At 54.3% G+C, this 13,509-nt stretch carries 11 protein-coding genes; 6 read left to right on the top strand and 5 right to left on the bottom strand.

Going from position 1 to position 13,509, the window contains the following annotated elements; genetic code table 11:
- Positions 1 to 42: 42 nt before the first annotated feature.
- A complete protein-coding gene (gene infA / locus AC1MKH_RS08180; RefSeq protein ID WP_002211347.1) occupies positions 43 to 261 on the top strand; it encodes a translation initiation factor IF-1 in 219 nt (72 codons plus the stop codon).
- 125 nt (positions 262 to 386) lie between these two features.
- Here the strand turns inward: infA and clpA are convergent, their stop codons facing one another.
- Together clpA and clpS are read right to left on the bottom strand one after the other, a co-directional pair.
- Positions 387 to 2,666 carry an ATP-dependent Clp protease ATP-binding subunit ClpA gene (gene clpA, locus AC1MKH_RS08175; protein WP_276218033.1) on the bottom strand — a complete coding sequence of 760 codons (2,280 nt, stop codon included), beginning with the start codon at positions 2,664 to 2,666 and terminating at the stop codon, positions 387 to 389.
- Between the two features lie 30 nt (positions 2,667 to 2,696).
- Positions 2,697 to 3,017 (bottom strand): ATP-dependent Clp protease adapter ClpS, encoded by a 321-nt coding sequence (gene clpS / locus AC1MKH_RS08170; RefSeq protein WP_015965121.1) that lies wholly within the window; start codon positions 3,015 to 3,017, stop codon positions 2,697 to 2,699.
- Between the two features lie 309 nt (positions 3,018 to 3,326).
- On the opposite strand from clpS, the gene cspD reads away from it, so the two are divergent.
- Positions 3,327 to 3,551: a cold shock-like protein CspD gene (gene cspD / locus AC1MKH_RS08165; protein ID WP_015965122.1), complete on the top strand. Its 225-nt coding sequence runs from the start codon at positions 3,327 to 3,329 to the stop codon at positions 3,549 to 3,551.
- 65 nt (positions 3,552 to 3,616) lie between these two features.
- Here cspD and macB read toward each other — a convergent pair whose 3' ends face one another.
- Both macB and macA read right to left on the bottom strand, forming a co-directional pair.
- Positions 3,617 to 5,557: a macrolide ABC transporter ATP-binding protein/permease MacB gene (macB, locus tag AC1MKH_RS08160; protein ID WP_276218038.1), complete on the bottom strand. Its 1,941-nt coding sequence runs from the start codon at positions 5,555 to 5,557 to the stop codon at positions 3,617 to 3,619.
- On the bottom strand, positions 5,554 to 6,669 hold the full coding sequence (gene macA, locus AC1MKH_RS08155; RefSeq protein ID WP_327621798.1) for a macrolide transporter subunit MacA: 1,116 nt from the start codon (positions 6,667 to 6,669) through the stop codon (positions 5,554 to 5,556). The genes macB and macA overlap by 4 nt, the downstream gene beginning before the upstream one ends.
- Positions 6,670 to 6,831: 162 nt before the next feature.
- Here macA and AC1MKH_RS08150 point away from each other — a divergent pair, with 162 nt between their 5' ends.
- Positions 6,832 to 7,782, top strand: a complete 951-nt coding sequence (locus AC1MKH_RS08150; RefSeq protein ID WP_276218042.1) for a VirK/YbjX family protein — start codon at positions 6,832 to 6,834, stop codon at positions 7,780 to 7,782.
- On the opposite strand, the gene AC1MKH_RS08145 is transcribed toward AC1MKH_RS08150, so the two are convergent.
- The gene (locus AC1MKH_RS08145) at positions 7,779 to 9,437 is read right to left on the bottom strand and encodes an ATP-dependent endonuclease (protein ID WP_015965126.1); all 1,659 of its coding nucleotides are present in this window, start codon (positions 9,435 to 9,437) and stop codon (positions 7,779 to 7,781) included. The two genes, AC1MKH_RS08150 and AC1MKH_RS08145, sit on opposite strands and share 4 nt — an antisense overlap.
- A gap of 482 nt (positions 9,438 to 9,919) precedes the next feature.
- Here AC1MKH_RS08145 and aqpZ point away from each other — a divergent pair, with 482 nt between their 5' ends.
- The 3 genes from aqpZ (at position 9,920) to hcp (ending at position 13,505) form a co-directional block, all read left to right on the top strand.
- Positions 9,920 to 10,615 (top strand): aquaporin Z, encoded by a 696-nt coding sequence (gene aqpZ / locus AC1MKH_RS08140; RefSeq protein WP_015965127.1) that lies wholly within the window; start codon positions 9,920 to 9,922, stop codon positions 10,613 to 10,615.
- 192 nt (positions 10,616 to 10,807) lie between these two features.
- The gene (locus tag AC1MKH_RS08135; protein WP_276218045.1) at positions 10,808 to 11,707 is read left to right on the top strand and encodes a LysO family transporter; all 900 of its coding nucleotides are present in this window, start codon (positions 10,808 to 10,810) and stop codon (positions 11,705 to 11,707) included.
- Between the two features lie 145 nt (positions 11,708 to 11,852).
- Positions 11,853 to 13,505 (top strand): hydroxylamine reductase, encoded by a 1,653-nt coding sequence (hcp, locus tag AC1MKH_RS08130; protein WP_276218048.1) that lies wholly within the window; start codon positions 11,853 to 11,855, stop codon positions 13,503 to 13,505.
- Positions 13,506 to 13,509: the final 4 nt, after the last annotated feature.

Here is a 13,509-nt window from a genome sequence, read left to right as displayed (position 1 = left end):
CTTGCCGGTTAAAAACTATGGTAGTGATACCCCGAGGACTAGATGGCCAAAGAAGACAATATTGAAATGCAGGGTACCGTACTTGATACGTTACCTAACACTATGTTCCGCGTAGAACTTGAAAACGGTCACGTGGTAACTGCGCACATCTCCGGTAAAATGCGCAAAAACTACATCCGCATTCTGACGGGCGACAAAGTGACTGTTGAGTTGACCCCGTACGACCTGAGCAAAGGCCGCATTGTCTTCCGTAGTCGCTGATCGTTCCTGAGCCCTTTTAGTGGCAACCAGATGCTGAAAGGCCGGGGAAATCCCCGGCCTTTTCTATTTTATAAAAATAAAAAAACCGGGCTCTCGCCCGGTTTCAAATTACTGACTTCAGAGAATCAATGCGCCGCTTCCGGTTTGTGCTTTTGCGCACTCTGGAACCCGTAAGTCAGCTCATTTTTCTCTTTATCCAGCGCCACCGTCACCTGGCCGCCATCGACCAGTGAGCCGAACAGCAGCTCGTTCGCCAGCGGTTTTTTCAGGTTATCCTGAATCACGCGGGACATTGGACGGGCGCCCATTGCGCGGTCGTAGCCTTTCTCCGCCAGCCAGTTGCGGGCTTCCTGAGAAACTTCCAGCGATACGCCTTTCTGATCCAACTGCACCTGCAGTTCGACGATAAACTTATCGACAACCTGATGGATAACCTCGGTAGAGAGGTGATCGAACCAGATAATGTTGTCCAGACGGTTGCGGAATTCCGGCGTAAAGATCTTTTTGATCTCTTCCATCGCATCGGTGCTGTTATCCTGCTGGATAAGGCCGATGGATTTACGCTCGGTTTCACGCACCCCGGCGTTGGTGGTCATCACCAGCACCACGTTACGGAAGTCGGCTTTGCGGCCGTTGTTATCGGTCAGCGTGCCGTTGTCCATGACCTGCAACAGCAGGTTAAAGACGTCCGGGTGCGCTTTCTCGATTTCATCAAGCAGCAGTACCGCGTGCGGATGTTTGATAACCGCATCGGTGAGCAGGCCGCCCTGGTCAAAGCCCACGTATCCCGGAGGCGCGCCAATCAGGCGGCTCACCGTATGGCGTTCCATATATTCGGACATATCAAAGCGCAGCAGTTCAATGCCCATCGCTTTTGCCAGTTGGACCGTCACCTCGGTTTTCCCGACCCCGGTTGGCCCGGCGAACAGGAATGAACCGACCGGACGATGATCGTGGCCGAGACCGGCACGGCTCATCTTGATCGCTTCGGTTAACGCATCGATGGCTTTATCCTGACCAAACACCAGCATTTTCAGGCGATTACCCAGCGTTTTCAGCGTATCGCGATCGCTCTGGGAGACGCTTTTCTCCGGGATACGCGCAATGCGCGCGACCACGGATTCAATGTCCGCCACGTTGATCGTTTTCTTACGCTTGCTGATGGGCATCAGGCGCGCACGCGCACCCGCTTCATCAATCACGTCAATCGCTTTATCCGGCAGATGACGGTCGTTGATGTATTTCACCGCCAGCTCAACCGCCGCACGTACCGCTTTCGCGGTGTAGCGCACGTCATGGTGAGCTTCATACTTCGGTTTCAGGCCGTTGATAATCTGCACGGTTTCCTCGACAGAAGGTTCGGTAATGTCGATTTTCTGGAAACGACGCGCCAGGGCACGGTCTTTCTCAAAGATGTTGCTGAATTCCTGGTAAGTGGTTGAGCCCATAACCCGAATTTTACCGCTGGAGAGCAGCGGTTTAATCAAGTTAGCGGCATCCACCTGGCCACCCGACGCCGCACCCGCACCGATAATGGTGTGGATTTCGTCGATGAACAGAATGCTGTTGTTGTCCTGCTCCAGCTGTTTGAGCAACGCTTTAAAGCGTTTTTCAAAGTCACCGCGATATTTGGTCCCCGCCAGCAGCGAGCCGATATCGAGTGAGTAGATGGTGCAGTCAGCCATGATTTCCGGCACGTCACCGCGCACGATGCGCCATGCCAGACCTTCGGCAATTGCGGTTTTACCGACGCCTGATTCGCCCACCAGCAGCGGGTTGTTTTTGCGACGACGGCAGAGCACCTGAATGGCGCGCTCCAGCTCTTTGTCGCGGCCAATCAGCGGGTCAATACCGCCGACGCGAGCAAGCTGGTTAAGGTTGGTGGTGAAGTTTTCCATACGTTCCTCCCCGCCTGCTTGCTCTTCATTGTTCGGGGCCGGGCTTCCGGAGTCAGAAGACTGGCTCGGTTCGTCTTTACGCGTACCGTGAGAGATAAAGTTGACCACATCGAGGCGGCTCACTTCATGTTTACGCAGAAGATACGCTGCTTGCGACTCCTGCTCGCTGAAAATGGCGACCAGAACATTTGCGCCGGTGACTTCGCTACGGCCAGAAGACTGGACGTGGAATACCGCGCGTTGCAGGACACGCTGGAAGCTGAGCGTCGGCTGTGTGTCGCGCTCTTCTTCACTAACCGGCAGAACCGGCGTGGTTTGTTCGATGAAGGCTTCGAGTTCCTGACGCAGCGCGACCAGGTCTACAGAACACGCTTCCAGCGCTTCACGGGCCGATGGGTTGCTAAGCAGTGCCAGCAGCAAGTGCTCGACGGTCATAAACTCATGACGGTGCTCGCGCGCTCTGGCGAAAGCCATGTTTAAACTGAGTTCCAGTTCTTGATTGAGCATAGGCACCTCCCCCAATTTTCATGCCTGATTTCAGGCTTTTTCCAGCGTACACAACAATGGATGCTCGTTCTCCCTCGCGTATTTGTTCACCATCGCTACTTTGGTTTCTGCCACCTCGGCAGTGAAAACACCACAAATAGCTTTACCCTGATAGTGAACCGTGAGCATGAGTTGTGTGGCACGTTCTACATCATAAGAAAAGAATTTTTGTAACACGTCAATAACAAACTCCATTGGCGTGTAATCATCATTGACTAAAATCACTTTATACATCGATGGGGGTTTCAGCCCATCCTGTAGTTTGTCTTCCGTTAGCTGGTCAAAATCCAGCCAGTCTCTGCTCTTACTCATTGTCAGTCATCATCTTCGGTGGCAAGTGCGCAGTCGCTGACCTCTGTTTATACAGGTACTAAATCTACTGTAGATCATAGATAACTATCACCTATAGCTGTCATTAGCGAACTCTGTCACATTCCCGTCAATAGCGTTAACTGCTTCAAATTTTGATTCATTTTCCGCCAATCTACCCCTTCAAACCCTTGACGCTTCGCGCGAAAACTCTAAATTGTAGTGGCGAGAGTTGGCGAGGTTTTAAACAGCTCCTGACTCCACCACCGGTTCATTCCATCTACATATAAGAGTTACGAAGGATGTCGAAGTATGGAAATGGGTACTGTTAAGTGGTTCAACAATGCCAAAGGGTTTGGTTTTATCTGCCCGGAAGGCGGTGGCGATGACATATTCGCCCATTACTCCACCATTCAGATGGATGGTTACAGAACGCTAAAAGCCGGGCAATCGGTCCAGTTTGATGTTCATGAAGGCCCGAAGGGTAACCACGCCAGCGTGATTATTCCCGTCGTCGAGGCAGAAACTGCCGCATAGCCTTCACGCTTCATTGTGTACATCCCGCCGTCAAAATGCCAGTCCCTTCGACTGGCATTTTTCTTTTACTCGCGCGCCAGCGCATCCACCGGGTCAAGCCGGGCCGCGTTGCGAGCGGGTAACCAGCCAAACAGCACGCCGGTGAGCGTCGAACAGATAAACGCCGTGAGCAGCGCGACGGGCGAAAAACCAATTTCCCAGCCCGGCAAAATCAGCTGCAGCGCCAGCGCTATCATTAAGGATAGCGTCACACCTAACGCTCCGCCTACCAGACACACCAAAACCGCTTCAATCAAAAATTGTTGCAGCACATTGCTGGCCCGCGCCCCCACCGCCATACGAATACCGATTTCGCGCGTTCGCTCGGTCACCGACACCAGCATAATATTCATCACGCCAATACCGCCGACCACCAGCGAGATGACCGCCACCAATGTCAGAAACAGCTGTAATGTATGTGTGGTGCGTTCCGCCGTTTTCAAGACGCTGTCCATATTCCAGACGAAGAAATCTTTTTTGCCATGGCGAAGATTGAGCAACCGCGTGAGCTGCTGCTCGGCAAAACTGCTGTCGTAGCCCTCTTTCACGCGTACCGTGATCGAATTGAGCCACGACTGCCCCATTACGCGCCCCGCCATCGTTGAGTAAGGCAGCCAGACGCGCAAAATCGTACTGCTGCCAAACATCGACTGCTTTTCATCCGCCACGCCAATTACCGTGGCGGGCATATTCCCCACCAGAATAATTTCGCCGACGACATTAGTTTTATTCGGGAAAAGCTGGCGACGGGTATTGTTATCCAGCACCACCACCTGCGCGCGCTCAGCGGCCTGAATCGCGTTAAAGGTGTTGCCTTCGCTGAAGGTCATGCCGTAAACATTGAAGTACTGCTGGCCGATGCCCTGCACGCTGGCGGCGACATCAATATTACCCGCACGTAAACGCAGATTTTTAGAGACGGCGGGCGTTGCGGAACTCACCCACGACTGTTTTTCAATCGCCAGCAGGTCGTCGTATTTTAGCGATTGTTGATACTGCGGATCGTCATCGCCAAAGTCTTTACCGGGATACACATCAATCGTGTTGGTACCAATAGAACGAATATCCGCCAGCACCATCTGTTTTGCCGCATCGCCCACCACCACAATCGACACCACCGAGGCAATACCGATAATGATGCCGAGCATGGTTAACAGCGTGCGCATTTTATTGGCCGCCAGCGCGCGCCACGCCATCGACAGCGCTTCGCGGAAACTGTTGCTGAACTGCCGCCAGCCGGAGACGTGCTCACCGCTCAGGCGTCGCGTTTCGCCCGTCGCCGCTTTTGCCGGAGGGTTACGTAAAATCTCACCGTCATGAATTTCGATCACCCGTTCGGCCTGCGCGGCCACCTGCGGGTCGTGGGTGACGATAATAATCGTGTGCCCCTGCTCTTTGAGCTGGTGCAGAATCGCCATCACCTCTTCGCCGGAACGGCTATCCAGCGCCCCGGTCGGTTCATCCGCGAGGATCACCTGCCCGCCGTTCATCAACGCACGCGCAATACTCACGCGCTGCTGCTGGCCACCGGAAAGTTGTGAAGGCGCGTACTCGACGCGCTCTTCCAGTCCGAGGCGCTTGAGCAGTTCCGCCGCGCGCGTCAGGCGGGCTTTGCGCTCCATACCGGCGTACACCGCGGGCATTTCCACGTTTTGCACCGCCGTCAAATGCGAGAGCAAATGATAACGCTGGAAGATAAAACCAAAGTGCTCACGGCGCAGTTGCGCCAGCGCATCGCTATCGAGAGTGGCAACGTCAACGCCCGCCACGCGATAGGTGCCACTGGTCGGTTTATCGAGGCAGCCAATGATATTCATCAGCGTGGATTTACCGGAGCCGGACGCGCCGACAATCGCCACCATCTCCCCGGCGTTGATATCAAGCGTAATGCCTTTCAGGACGTCAACATTCCCGTCACCGGAAGGATAACTACGGCGAATATCCGTGAGCTGCAGCAGCGCCGTCATTTCGCGGCTCCCGCTTTGCCCTCGCCAATAATCACTTCGTCGCCCGCTTCCAGACCTTTCGCAATTTCCACTTCCGTGTCGTTGCGCGAACCAATGGATACTTCGCGCGGTTTCACCTCACCGTTACGCAGCAGGCGCACGGTATAGCGGTTATCGCCCACGCTGTCGCCCAGCGCACTCAGCGGGATGGTCAGCACGTTTTTCACGCCTGTTAGCTGAATATGTACCTGCGCGGTCATCTCCAGACGTAATACGCCCTGTGGGTTAGGCACTTCAAAACGCGCATGATAGAAAATGGCATCGTTCACTTTTTCCGGCGTCGGCAGGATATCTTTCAGCGTGCCTTCGTAGCGCGTTAACGGATCGCCGAGAACGGTGAACCAGGCTTTCTGCCCCGGTTTCAGGTTAATGACATCGGCTTCAGAGACCTGTGCTTTCACCAGCATGGTGCTGAGATCCGCCAGCGTCAGGATGTTTGGCGCTTGCTGCGCCGCAATCACCGTCTGCCCTTGCAGAGTCGTAATTTGCGTGACTTCACCGGCCATTGGCGCCACGATCCGCGTATAATCGAGATTCGTTTTTGCCGTATCAAGCGAGGCCTGATTCCGCTTAATTTGCGCATCAATCGTGCCGATTTGCGCCTGTTTCACTGCAAGTTCGGTCGTCGCGGTGTCGAGTTCCTGGCGCGAAATGGCCTGCGTTTTCGCCAGCTGCTGTTGACGTGCCAGCGTCACCTGCGCCAGCTTACGTTCGGCTTCCGCCTGAGCACGTTGCGCGCGCAGTTCCATCAGCGTCGCTTCAACTTCTTTAATCTGGTTTTCCGCCTGCTCCGGGTCAATCACCCCCAGCAGTTGCCCTTTTTTGACTTTGTCGCCAATCTCAACGGAGAGCGTTTTCAACTGCCCGCTCACCTGCGCGCCGACGTCAACTTTACGCAGCGCATCAAGCTTACCTGTCGCCAGCACGCTTTGTTCCAGCTCGCCCGGGCGAATAATCAGCGTTTGATACTGCGGCAGCGGCGCATTCAGCGTGCGCCAGACGGCAATCAGCCCCACGATGACCACCACCGCGAGCAGCGCATATCGTTTTTTTATTTTTCCCTTAATACGCATACCTATCCTGATATTTTTCGTTGTTTCAGCCAGAGTGAGAGCGTCAACATCAACCGTTACTAAACAAATAAGTAAAGGTGAACAGGGTAACAGAGTTATTGAGAATTGGTTAAGTTTGCCAGTGGTGAAATCAACGCATCATCCATTACGCGGATTGCTGATATGTTGCAAACCACTGAAAACTCCCATTACCCGACACTCCCCACCTCCAGCGTTGGCCTGTTTTTCTGCTTATGGAGCGGGCTGTGGCGCCCCGGAAAGTTCTGGCATCAGCGCAGCTTTCGTAGAAAGTTTATGCTGCGTTCGCTGGTGATGCCGCGTTTATCACGCCAATGGATGGCAGAAATGGCGAAATGGCCCGACCTCGAACGCCTGTTATTAATTCAGCCGCGACTGCCGGTTCGCCTGCACCGCCCTTATCTGGCCGTCAATCTTGATCGCCATCAGTTGCTGGATGCCCTGCGCTATCATTATCATACGCTGCGCCAGGCGCTGACCACGGATGAGTTACAGCGCTACTTCGCCCACGCAGGCATTCCGCTGGCAGAAATCGAAGGCAAAGACGGCGAAATCTTTACCCTCCATTTTGCGTCCGTCATCTCACTGGATAAAGAGGGGGAAAGCACGATTCTGCTGCGCAACGCGCGCAATGAAATGCTGGCGGAAATTACTTTCACCATTTGCGAATATGAAGGTAAGCGCACGCTGTTTATTGGCGGCTTGCAGGGCGGGAAAACCGAGCAGTCACAGCAGGATATTCATCAGGCGACCAAAGCCTGTCACGGCCTGTTCCCGAAGCGCGTGGTGATGGAAGCGGTGTGCAGCTTTGCCCAGCGCTGGCAGATGGAGCAAATTCTCGCAGTGAGCAATCAGGCGCACATTTACCGCAGCCTGCGTTATCGCGATAAAGAGAAAAAAATCCACGCGGATTATGACAATTTCTGGGAAGCTGTCGGCGGGGTGAACGATGAGCGCGGTTATTACCATTTACCGCTCTCCGTCGCCCGTAAAGACGAAGCGGATATCGCCAGTAAAAAACGCGCGGAATATCGCCGCCGTTACGCGCTGCTGGACAGCATTACCAGCCAGATCCAGCAGCGCTTCAATATTTAGTCGGCTTTCCCGCGCGCCAGCCAGATAACCCGCGAGAACATTTTTCGCAGCAGCGTCGGTACGGCGTCCACGCCGCGCCGCCCTGCTTCCATCGCCACCTCAATGGCCAGGTCAGGTTTTGAGGAGCGGTGAATCGCTTTGGTGATCACCCGGCGCATGTTCATGGGAATATTCTCCGGCAACTGCGCCACCCGATGGTAAACATCAGAGAAACCCTGACGATACATAAAGTGTTCCATATCCAGCGCCGGGAGCGTCGTCAGGTAGTGACGCTCCTGTTCCCTGTCATTATTGAGCAGGCCGCGCACGGTCGCGGCGTATTTCTTACCGGCCTCATCGCCATCCACCAGCACGTGCCACTCAATCCCCATTCGCCGGGCGAATTTAATCAACGGCTTCAGGCCTGACTGGGCAAATTCGATGACTTTAACGCCTTCGGCGTCAAAGTGATGTCCACACTGGCGCGCCAGTTCGTTAATGACCCAGGTTTCGGTTTCGCCCTCCACCAGCAGCCAACAGCGCGCAAACAGCGACGACGCGCGATTAAAGCGAATATGGAACGAAATGCGGCGGCTGTCGTCGGGGTTCATACCGCCCGGCCCTAAACGCCACGCCGCCACGCGGGAGGATTCACGCACCAGACGGCATACGTGTTCCATCGGCGTTAACGATAATAGCTCGCCAGAATTGGTGGTGGTCACGCGCTGTAGCGGCAGCAGATTGAGTAAATTCCACGCCACCGACAGCATGATCGGGTGTAGTCGCGTTTCCGGGTCTTCAATTAACAGCAACGGACGCGCGTCTTTATCGAGGCGTACCGTGCCTTTTGCCTGCAATAACGTGGAAAAGAGCGCGAGAAGGATCATCCGGTGGCTGCGTGCGCCAGGTTTATCAATCATTCGGTTGATGATATCGAGATAACGCCAGCTTCGCTGTTCATCGTGAGAGCGCTGACGCATCAGGCGGTTGCGCGCTTCATCCGAGCCTTGTTCAGAGAAGTAGTGCTCCAGCAGTTGCACCATCGCCGACAGCCCCTGACGAATTTGTGCATCGCTCAGATTTTGCGGGCTGGAAACCAGCTCGCGGGAGAGAAAATCAAGCTGTTGCGCGGTCACTTCGACGTCCGGCGTATTGGGCACGGTGCCGTTGCGAATGCGGCGCATAAAGCGCGCGTCGCGCAGGCGCAGCACTGGCATCAGGCGAATCAAATGGCGCGCCATCGCATCGATATCGTCCAGCTCCAGCGCATGCCCGTTGCTGTCGATAAAACTGCGCAGCGTCATGACGCTGTCATCCGCGCCCAGCTCACCTTCCAGACGGTAAAACAGACGATGATAACCATCTTCCCCGCGCGACCAGCAATCGGCCAGCGGGCGGTAGCGCCGCCCACGATAACGCCCCGGTTCAGATTCGCGGAAGGTCAGAATAATATGCAAATGATGTTCGCGGCCCTTCACATCGCCTGGCGGAAACCAAAAATCGTTACGCACAAAGTGATAGAGCTCATCACGAGGAGATAACAGCAGGGTTAACGCGTCCAGCAGGCTCGATTTGCCCCAGGCGTTCTCGCCAATCAGGACGTTGTTTTGCTCAAGCATTAATGACAATCGATTAATGCCACGAAAACCGACAATTTCTACGCGTTCAAGAAGCATGTCCCCTCCGTTTAGCTACCGCCTTTTCCTTCTGTTATCGGGAGTATATACGCAAAAACATTCAAGTTGCGTCAAGCCGTTAAGAGAGTGCGGCATTGATACGGATCCGGACTGCCCGGGCGCAACGCGACGGTGCTTTTCGCTAGCACAAAAATGGGAGAGTAAACAGATAATGCTACCAATGAATATTCTTAAAAGAATGCACTACACTCTATTCAACCACGCAGATTGTTTAAGGAATAACATCACATTGCCTTACATCAAATTTAACGTATAAATTTAACTGGTGAAGGGATGACAACGTTTTTAAAATAACGACTTCTATACTCGGCTTTATTCTGTTGGCATTGCGGTGATTCTGCTCACTTTCCCTGCCAGCAGTAATGTCGTGGGTATAAATTGTGTCGTCACCCCTTTCTGACGATAAATAATGTACAGAGAGAATTTTCTCATCCTGTACGTGCTTTTTTATTGAGGTGGTTATGTTTAGAAAATTAGCTGCAGAGTTCTTCGGTACTTTCTGGCTGGTGTTTGGTGGTTGCGGTAGCGCCGTTCTGGCTGCGGCATTCCCGGAACTGGGTATCGGTTTCGCGGGCGTGGCGCTGGCATTCGGTCTGACCGTGCTGACCATGGCGTTCGCTGTCGGCCATATCTCCGGTGGTCACTTTAACCCTGCCGTTACGCTGGGCCTGTGGGCGGGCGGTCGTTTCCCGGCGAAAGACGTTATCGGCTACATCGTGGCGCAGGTTATCGGCGGTATCGTCGCGGCGGCAGTGCTGTATCTGGTGGCCAGCGGTAAAGCAGGCTTCGACGCTGCGGCAAGCGGCTTCGCGTCTAACGGCTATGGCGAACATTCACCGGGCGGCTTCTCTATGCTTTCCGCTATCGTCATTGAAATCGTGCTGACCTGTGGCTTCCTGCTGGTCATCCACGGCGCGACCGACAAACATGCGCCGGCAGGTTTTGCACCGATCGCTATCGGCCTGGCGCTGACCCTTATCCACCTGATCAGCATCCCGGTTACCAACACCTCTGTTAACCCGGCGCGTAGCACCGCGGTCGCTATCTTCCAGGGCGGCTGGGCGCTGCAACAGCTGTGGCTGTTCTGGGTCATGCCGATTATCGGCGGTATCCTCGGTGGCCTCATCTACCGTACCCTGCTGGAAAAACGCGACTAATTTACGCTGCGTTTGATGAAAAGCCCGCTATGCGGGCTTTTTTTGTGTCGGATGGCGCTACGCTTATCCGACCTACTTCATCACCGCCCCGTAGGCCCGGTAAGTGCAGCGCCACCGGGCAGGTTTGATATTTGATGCCAATTTCGGTAGTGTCATTGCCGCTCAATACACACTGCAAGGAATAGACCGCTCATGTTGTCGGGACTGCTGATCATTCTTGTACCCCTGATTCTGGGTTACCTGATCCCCCTCACCCATCGCCCCACGCTTCAGCTGATTAATCGACTGCTTAGCTGGATTGTTTACGTAATCCTCTTTTTGATGGGCGTGAGCCTGGCATTTCTCGATAATCTGGCCAGCAATCTGTTGGCTATTTTCTACTATTCCTCTATCAGTATTGTGGTTATTTTACTGTGTAATATTGCAGCACTTTTCTGGCTCGAAAAGTCTCTGCCCTGGCGTCACCATCATCAGCAGGAAAAATTACCATCACGCCTCGCGATGGCGCTGGAATCATTAAAACTGTGCTTTGTGGTGGTCGGTGGTTTTGTCGTGGGTTTAACCGGTCTCTCATTTTTACAACACGCGACCGCCGCCAGCGAATATACGCTTATTTTCCTTTTGTTCCTTGTGGGTATTCAACTACGCAATAGCGGCATGACGCTAAAACAGATTGTCCTCAATCGCCGCGGGATGATTATTTCCGTGGTGGTGATGGTGAGTTCTTTAATTGGCGGAGCGATTAATTCCCTGATCCTCGGGCTGCCATTAAAAACCGGGCTGGCTATGGCTTCCGGGTTCGGCTGGTACTCGCTCTCCGGCATCATGACCACTGACGCCTTTGGCCCGGTGATTGGCAGCGCCACTTTCTTTAACGATCTGGCACGCGAACTCATTGCCATTATGCTCATTCCGGCGCTGGTGCAGCGTAGTCGATCTACGGCACTCGGTTTGTGCGGTGCGACGTCAATGGACTTCACACTCCCTGTTCTTCAGCGCTCCGGCGGCGTGGAAATGGTGCCGCCCGCGATTGTTCACGGCTTTGTGTTGAGCCTGCTGGTTCCGCTGTTAATGGCCTTTTTCACCGCCTGATACCCCCATGGCGGTAGCCTTCGCTGCCGCCAAAATTGCGCTAAATCAACCTCCCTTTAACTAGCCATAAAAACCGCTTTTCAACCACATGGCTCAGGCTTACCCTTAAACATGTATATTAAATATAACTTTAAAAGGTATGACCATGTTTTGTGTGCAATGTGAACAAACCATCCGTACTCCGGCAGGAAACGGCTGCGCGTACTCGCAGGGTATGTGCGGTAAAACCGCCGAAACGTCCGATCTTCAGGACCTGTTGATTGCCGCTCTGCAAGGCCTCTCCGCCTGGGCGGTGAAGGCGCGTGAATATGGCATTGTCGATCATGCGATTGATAACTTTGCGCCGCGCGCCTTCTTCTCCACGCTGACCAACGTTAACTTCGATTCTCCGCGCATCGTCGGCTACGCACGTGAAGCCATCGCCCTGCGTGATGCACTGAAAGCCCAATGTCTGGCCGTTGATGCCAGCGCAAGCGTGAATAACCCGATGGCCGATCTGCAACTGGTCAGCGATGATTTAGACGCACTGCAACAGCAGGCGGCCGAATTTACCCCGAACAAAGACAAAGCAGCGATTGGCGAGAACATCCTCGGCCTGCGTCTGCTGTGCCTGTACGGCCTGAAAGGCGCGGCAGCTTACATGGAGCACGCGCACGTTCTCGGTCAGTACGACAACGATATCTACGCGCAGTATCACAAAATCATGGCGTGGCTGGGCACCTGGCCTTCCGATATGAACGCTCTGCTGGAGTGCTCAATGGAAATCGGCCAGATGAACTTCAAAGTAATGAGCATTCTGGATGCCGGTGAAACCACCAAATATGGTCACCCGACGCCGACTCAGGTGAACGTCAAAGCGACCGAAGGGAAATGTATTCTGATTTCCGGTCACGATCTGAAAGATCTCTACAATCTGCTGGAGCAAACCGAAGGCACCGGCGTTAACGTCTATACCCACGGTGAAATGCTGCCAGCACACGGCTACCCGGAACTGCGTAAATTCAAACATCTGATCGGCAACTACGGTAGCGGCTGGCAGAATCAGCAGGTGGAATTCGCCCGCTTCCCTGGCCCTATCGTGATGACATCTAACTGCATCATCGACCCGACTGTTGGCGCATACGACGACCGTATCTGGACCCGTAGCATCGTCGGCTGGCCGGGCGTGAGCCACCTCGAAGGCGACAACTTCGGGCCGGTTATTGCCCAGGCACAGCAGATGGCGGGCTTCCCGTACAGCGAAATCCCGCACCTGATCACCGTTGGTTTCGGTCGCCAGACGCTACTGGGCGCAGCGGATACTCTGATTGACCTGGTGAGCCGCGAAAAACTGCGTCACATCTTCCTGGTCGGCGGCTGCGATGGCGCGCGCGGCGAACGTAACTACTTCACCGATTTCGCCACCAGCGTGCCGGACGATTGCCTGATCCTGACCCTGGCGTGCGGGAAATACCGCTTCAACAAACTGGACTTCGGCGATATCGAAGGTCTGCCGCGTCTGGTGGATGCCGGTCAGTGTAACGATGCATACTCCGCAATTATCCTGGCGGTGACGCTGGCGGAAAAACTGGGCTGTGGCGTCAATGACCTGCCGCTCTCCCTGGTGCTCTCCTGGTTCGAACAGAAAGCGATCGTCATTCTGCTGACTCTGCTGTCGCTGGGCGTGAAAAACATCGTTACTGGCCCAACCGCACCGGGCTTCTTCACGCCGGACCTGCTGGCAATCCTCAACGAGAAGTTTGGTCTGCGTTCTGTGACCACCGTTGAAGAAGATATGAAGCAGCTGCTGAGCGCGTAAGGAG

This window comes from Pseudocitrobacter sp. CD920760, assembly GCF_057782505.1.
The sequence above is the reverse complement of the archived record's forward strand: the minus strand, read 5'-3'. Positions and strand labels throughout refer to the sequence as shown.

Bases quoted from the DNA above. Each gene is read 5' to 3' on its own strand.
- infA (WP_002211347.1), top strand. From the start codon at position 43: ATGGCCAAAGAAGACAATATTGAAATGCAGGGTACCGTACTTGATACG.
- clpA (WP_276218033.1), bottom strand. From the start codon at position 2,666: ATGCTCAATCAAGAACTGGAACTCAGTTTAAACATGGCTTTCGCCAGA.
- clpS (WP_015965121.1), bottom strand. From the start codon at position 3,017: ATGAGTAAGAGCAGAGACTGGCTGGATTTTGACCAGCTAACGGAAGAC.
- cspD (WP_015965122.1), top strand. From the start codon at position 3,327: ATGGAAATGGGTACTGTTAAGTGGTTCAACAATGCCAAAGGGTTTGGT.
- macB (WP_276218038.1), bottom strand. From the start codon at position 5,557: ATGACGGCGCTGCTGCAGCTCACGGATATTCGCCGTAGTTATCCTTCC.
- macA (WP_327621798.1), bottom strand. From the start codon at position 6,669: ATGCGTATTAAGGGAAAAATAAAAAAACGATATGCGCTGCTCGCGGTG.
- AC1MKH_RS08150 (WP_276218042.1), top strand. From the start codon at position 6,832: ATGTTGCAAACCACTGAAAACTCCCATTACCCGACACTCCCCACCTCC.
- AC1MKH_RS08145 (WP_015965126.1), bottom strand. From the start codon at position 9,437: ATGCTTCTTGAACGCGTAGAAATTGTCGGTTTTCGTGGCATTAATCGA.
- aqpZ (WP_015965127.1), top strand. From the start codon at position 9,920: ATGTTTAGAAAATTAGCTGCAGAGTTCTTCGGTACTTTCTGGCTGGTG.
- AC1MKH_RS08135 (WP_276218045.1), top strand. From the start codon at position 10,808: ATGTTGTCGGGACTGCTGATCATTCTTGTACCCCTGATTCTGGGTTAC.
- hcp (WP_276218048.1), top strand. From the start codon at position 11,853: ATGTTTTGTGTGCAATGTGAACAAACCATCCGTACTCCGGCAGGAAAC.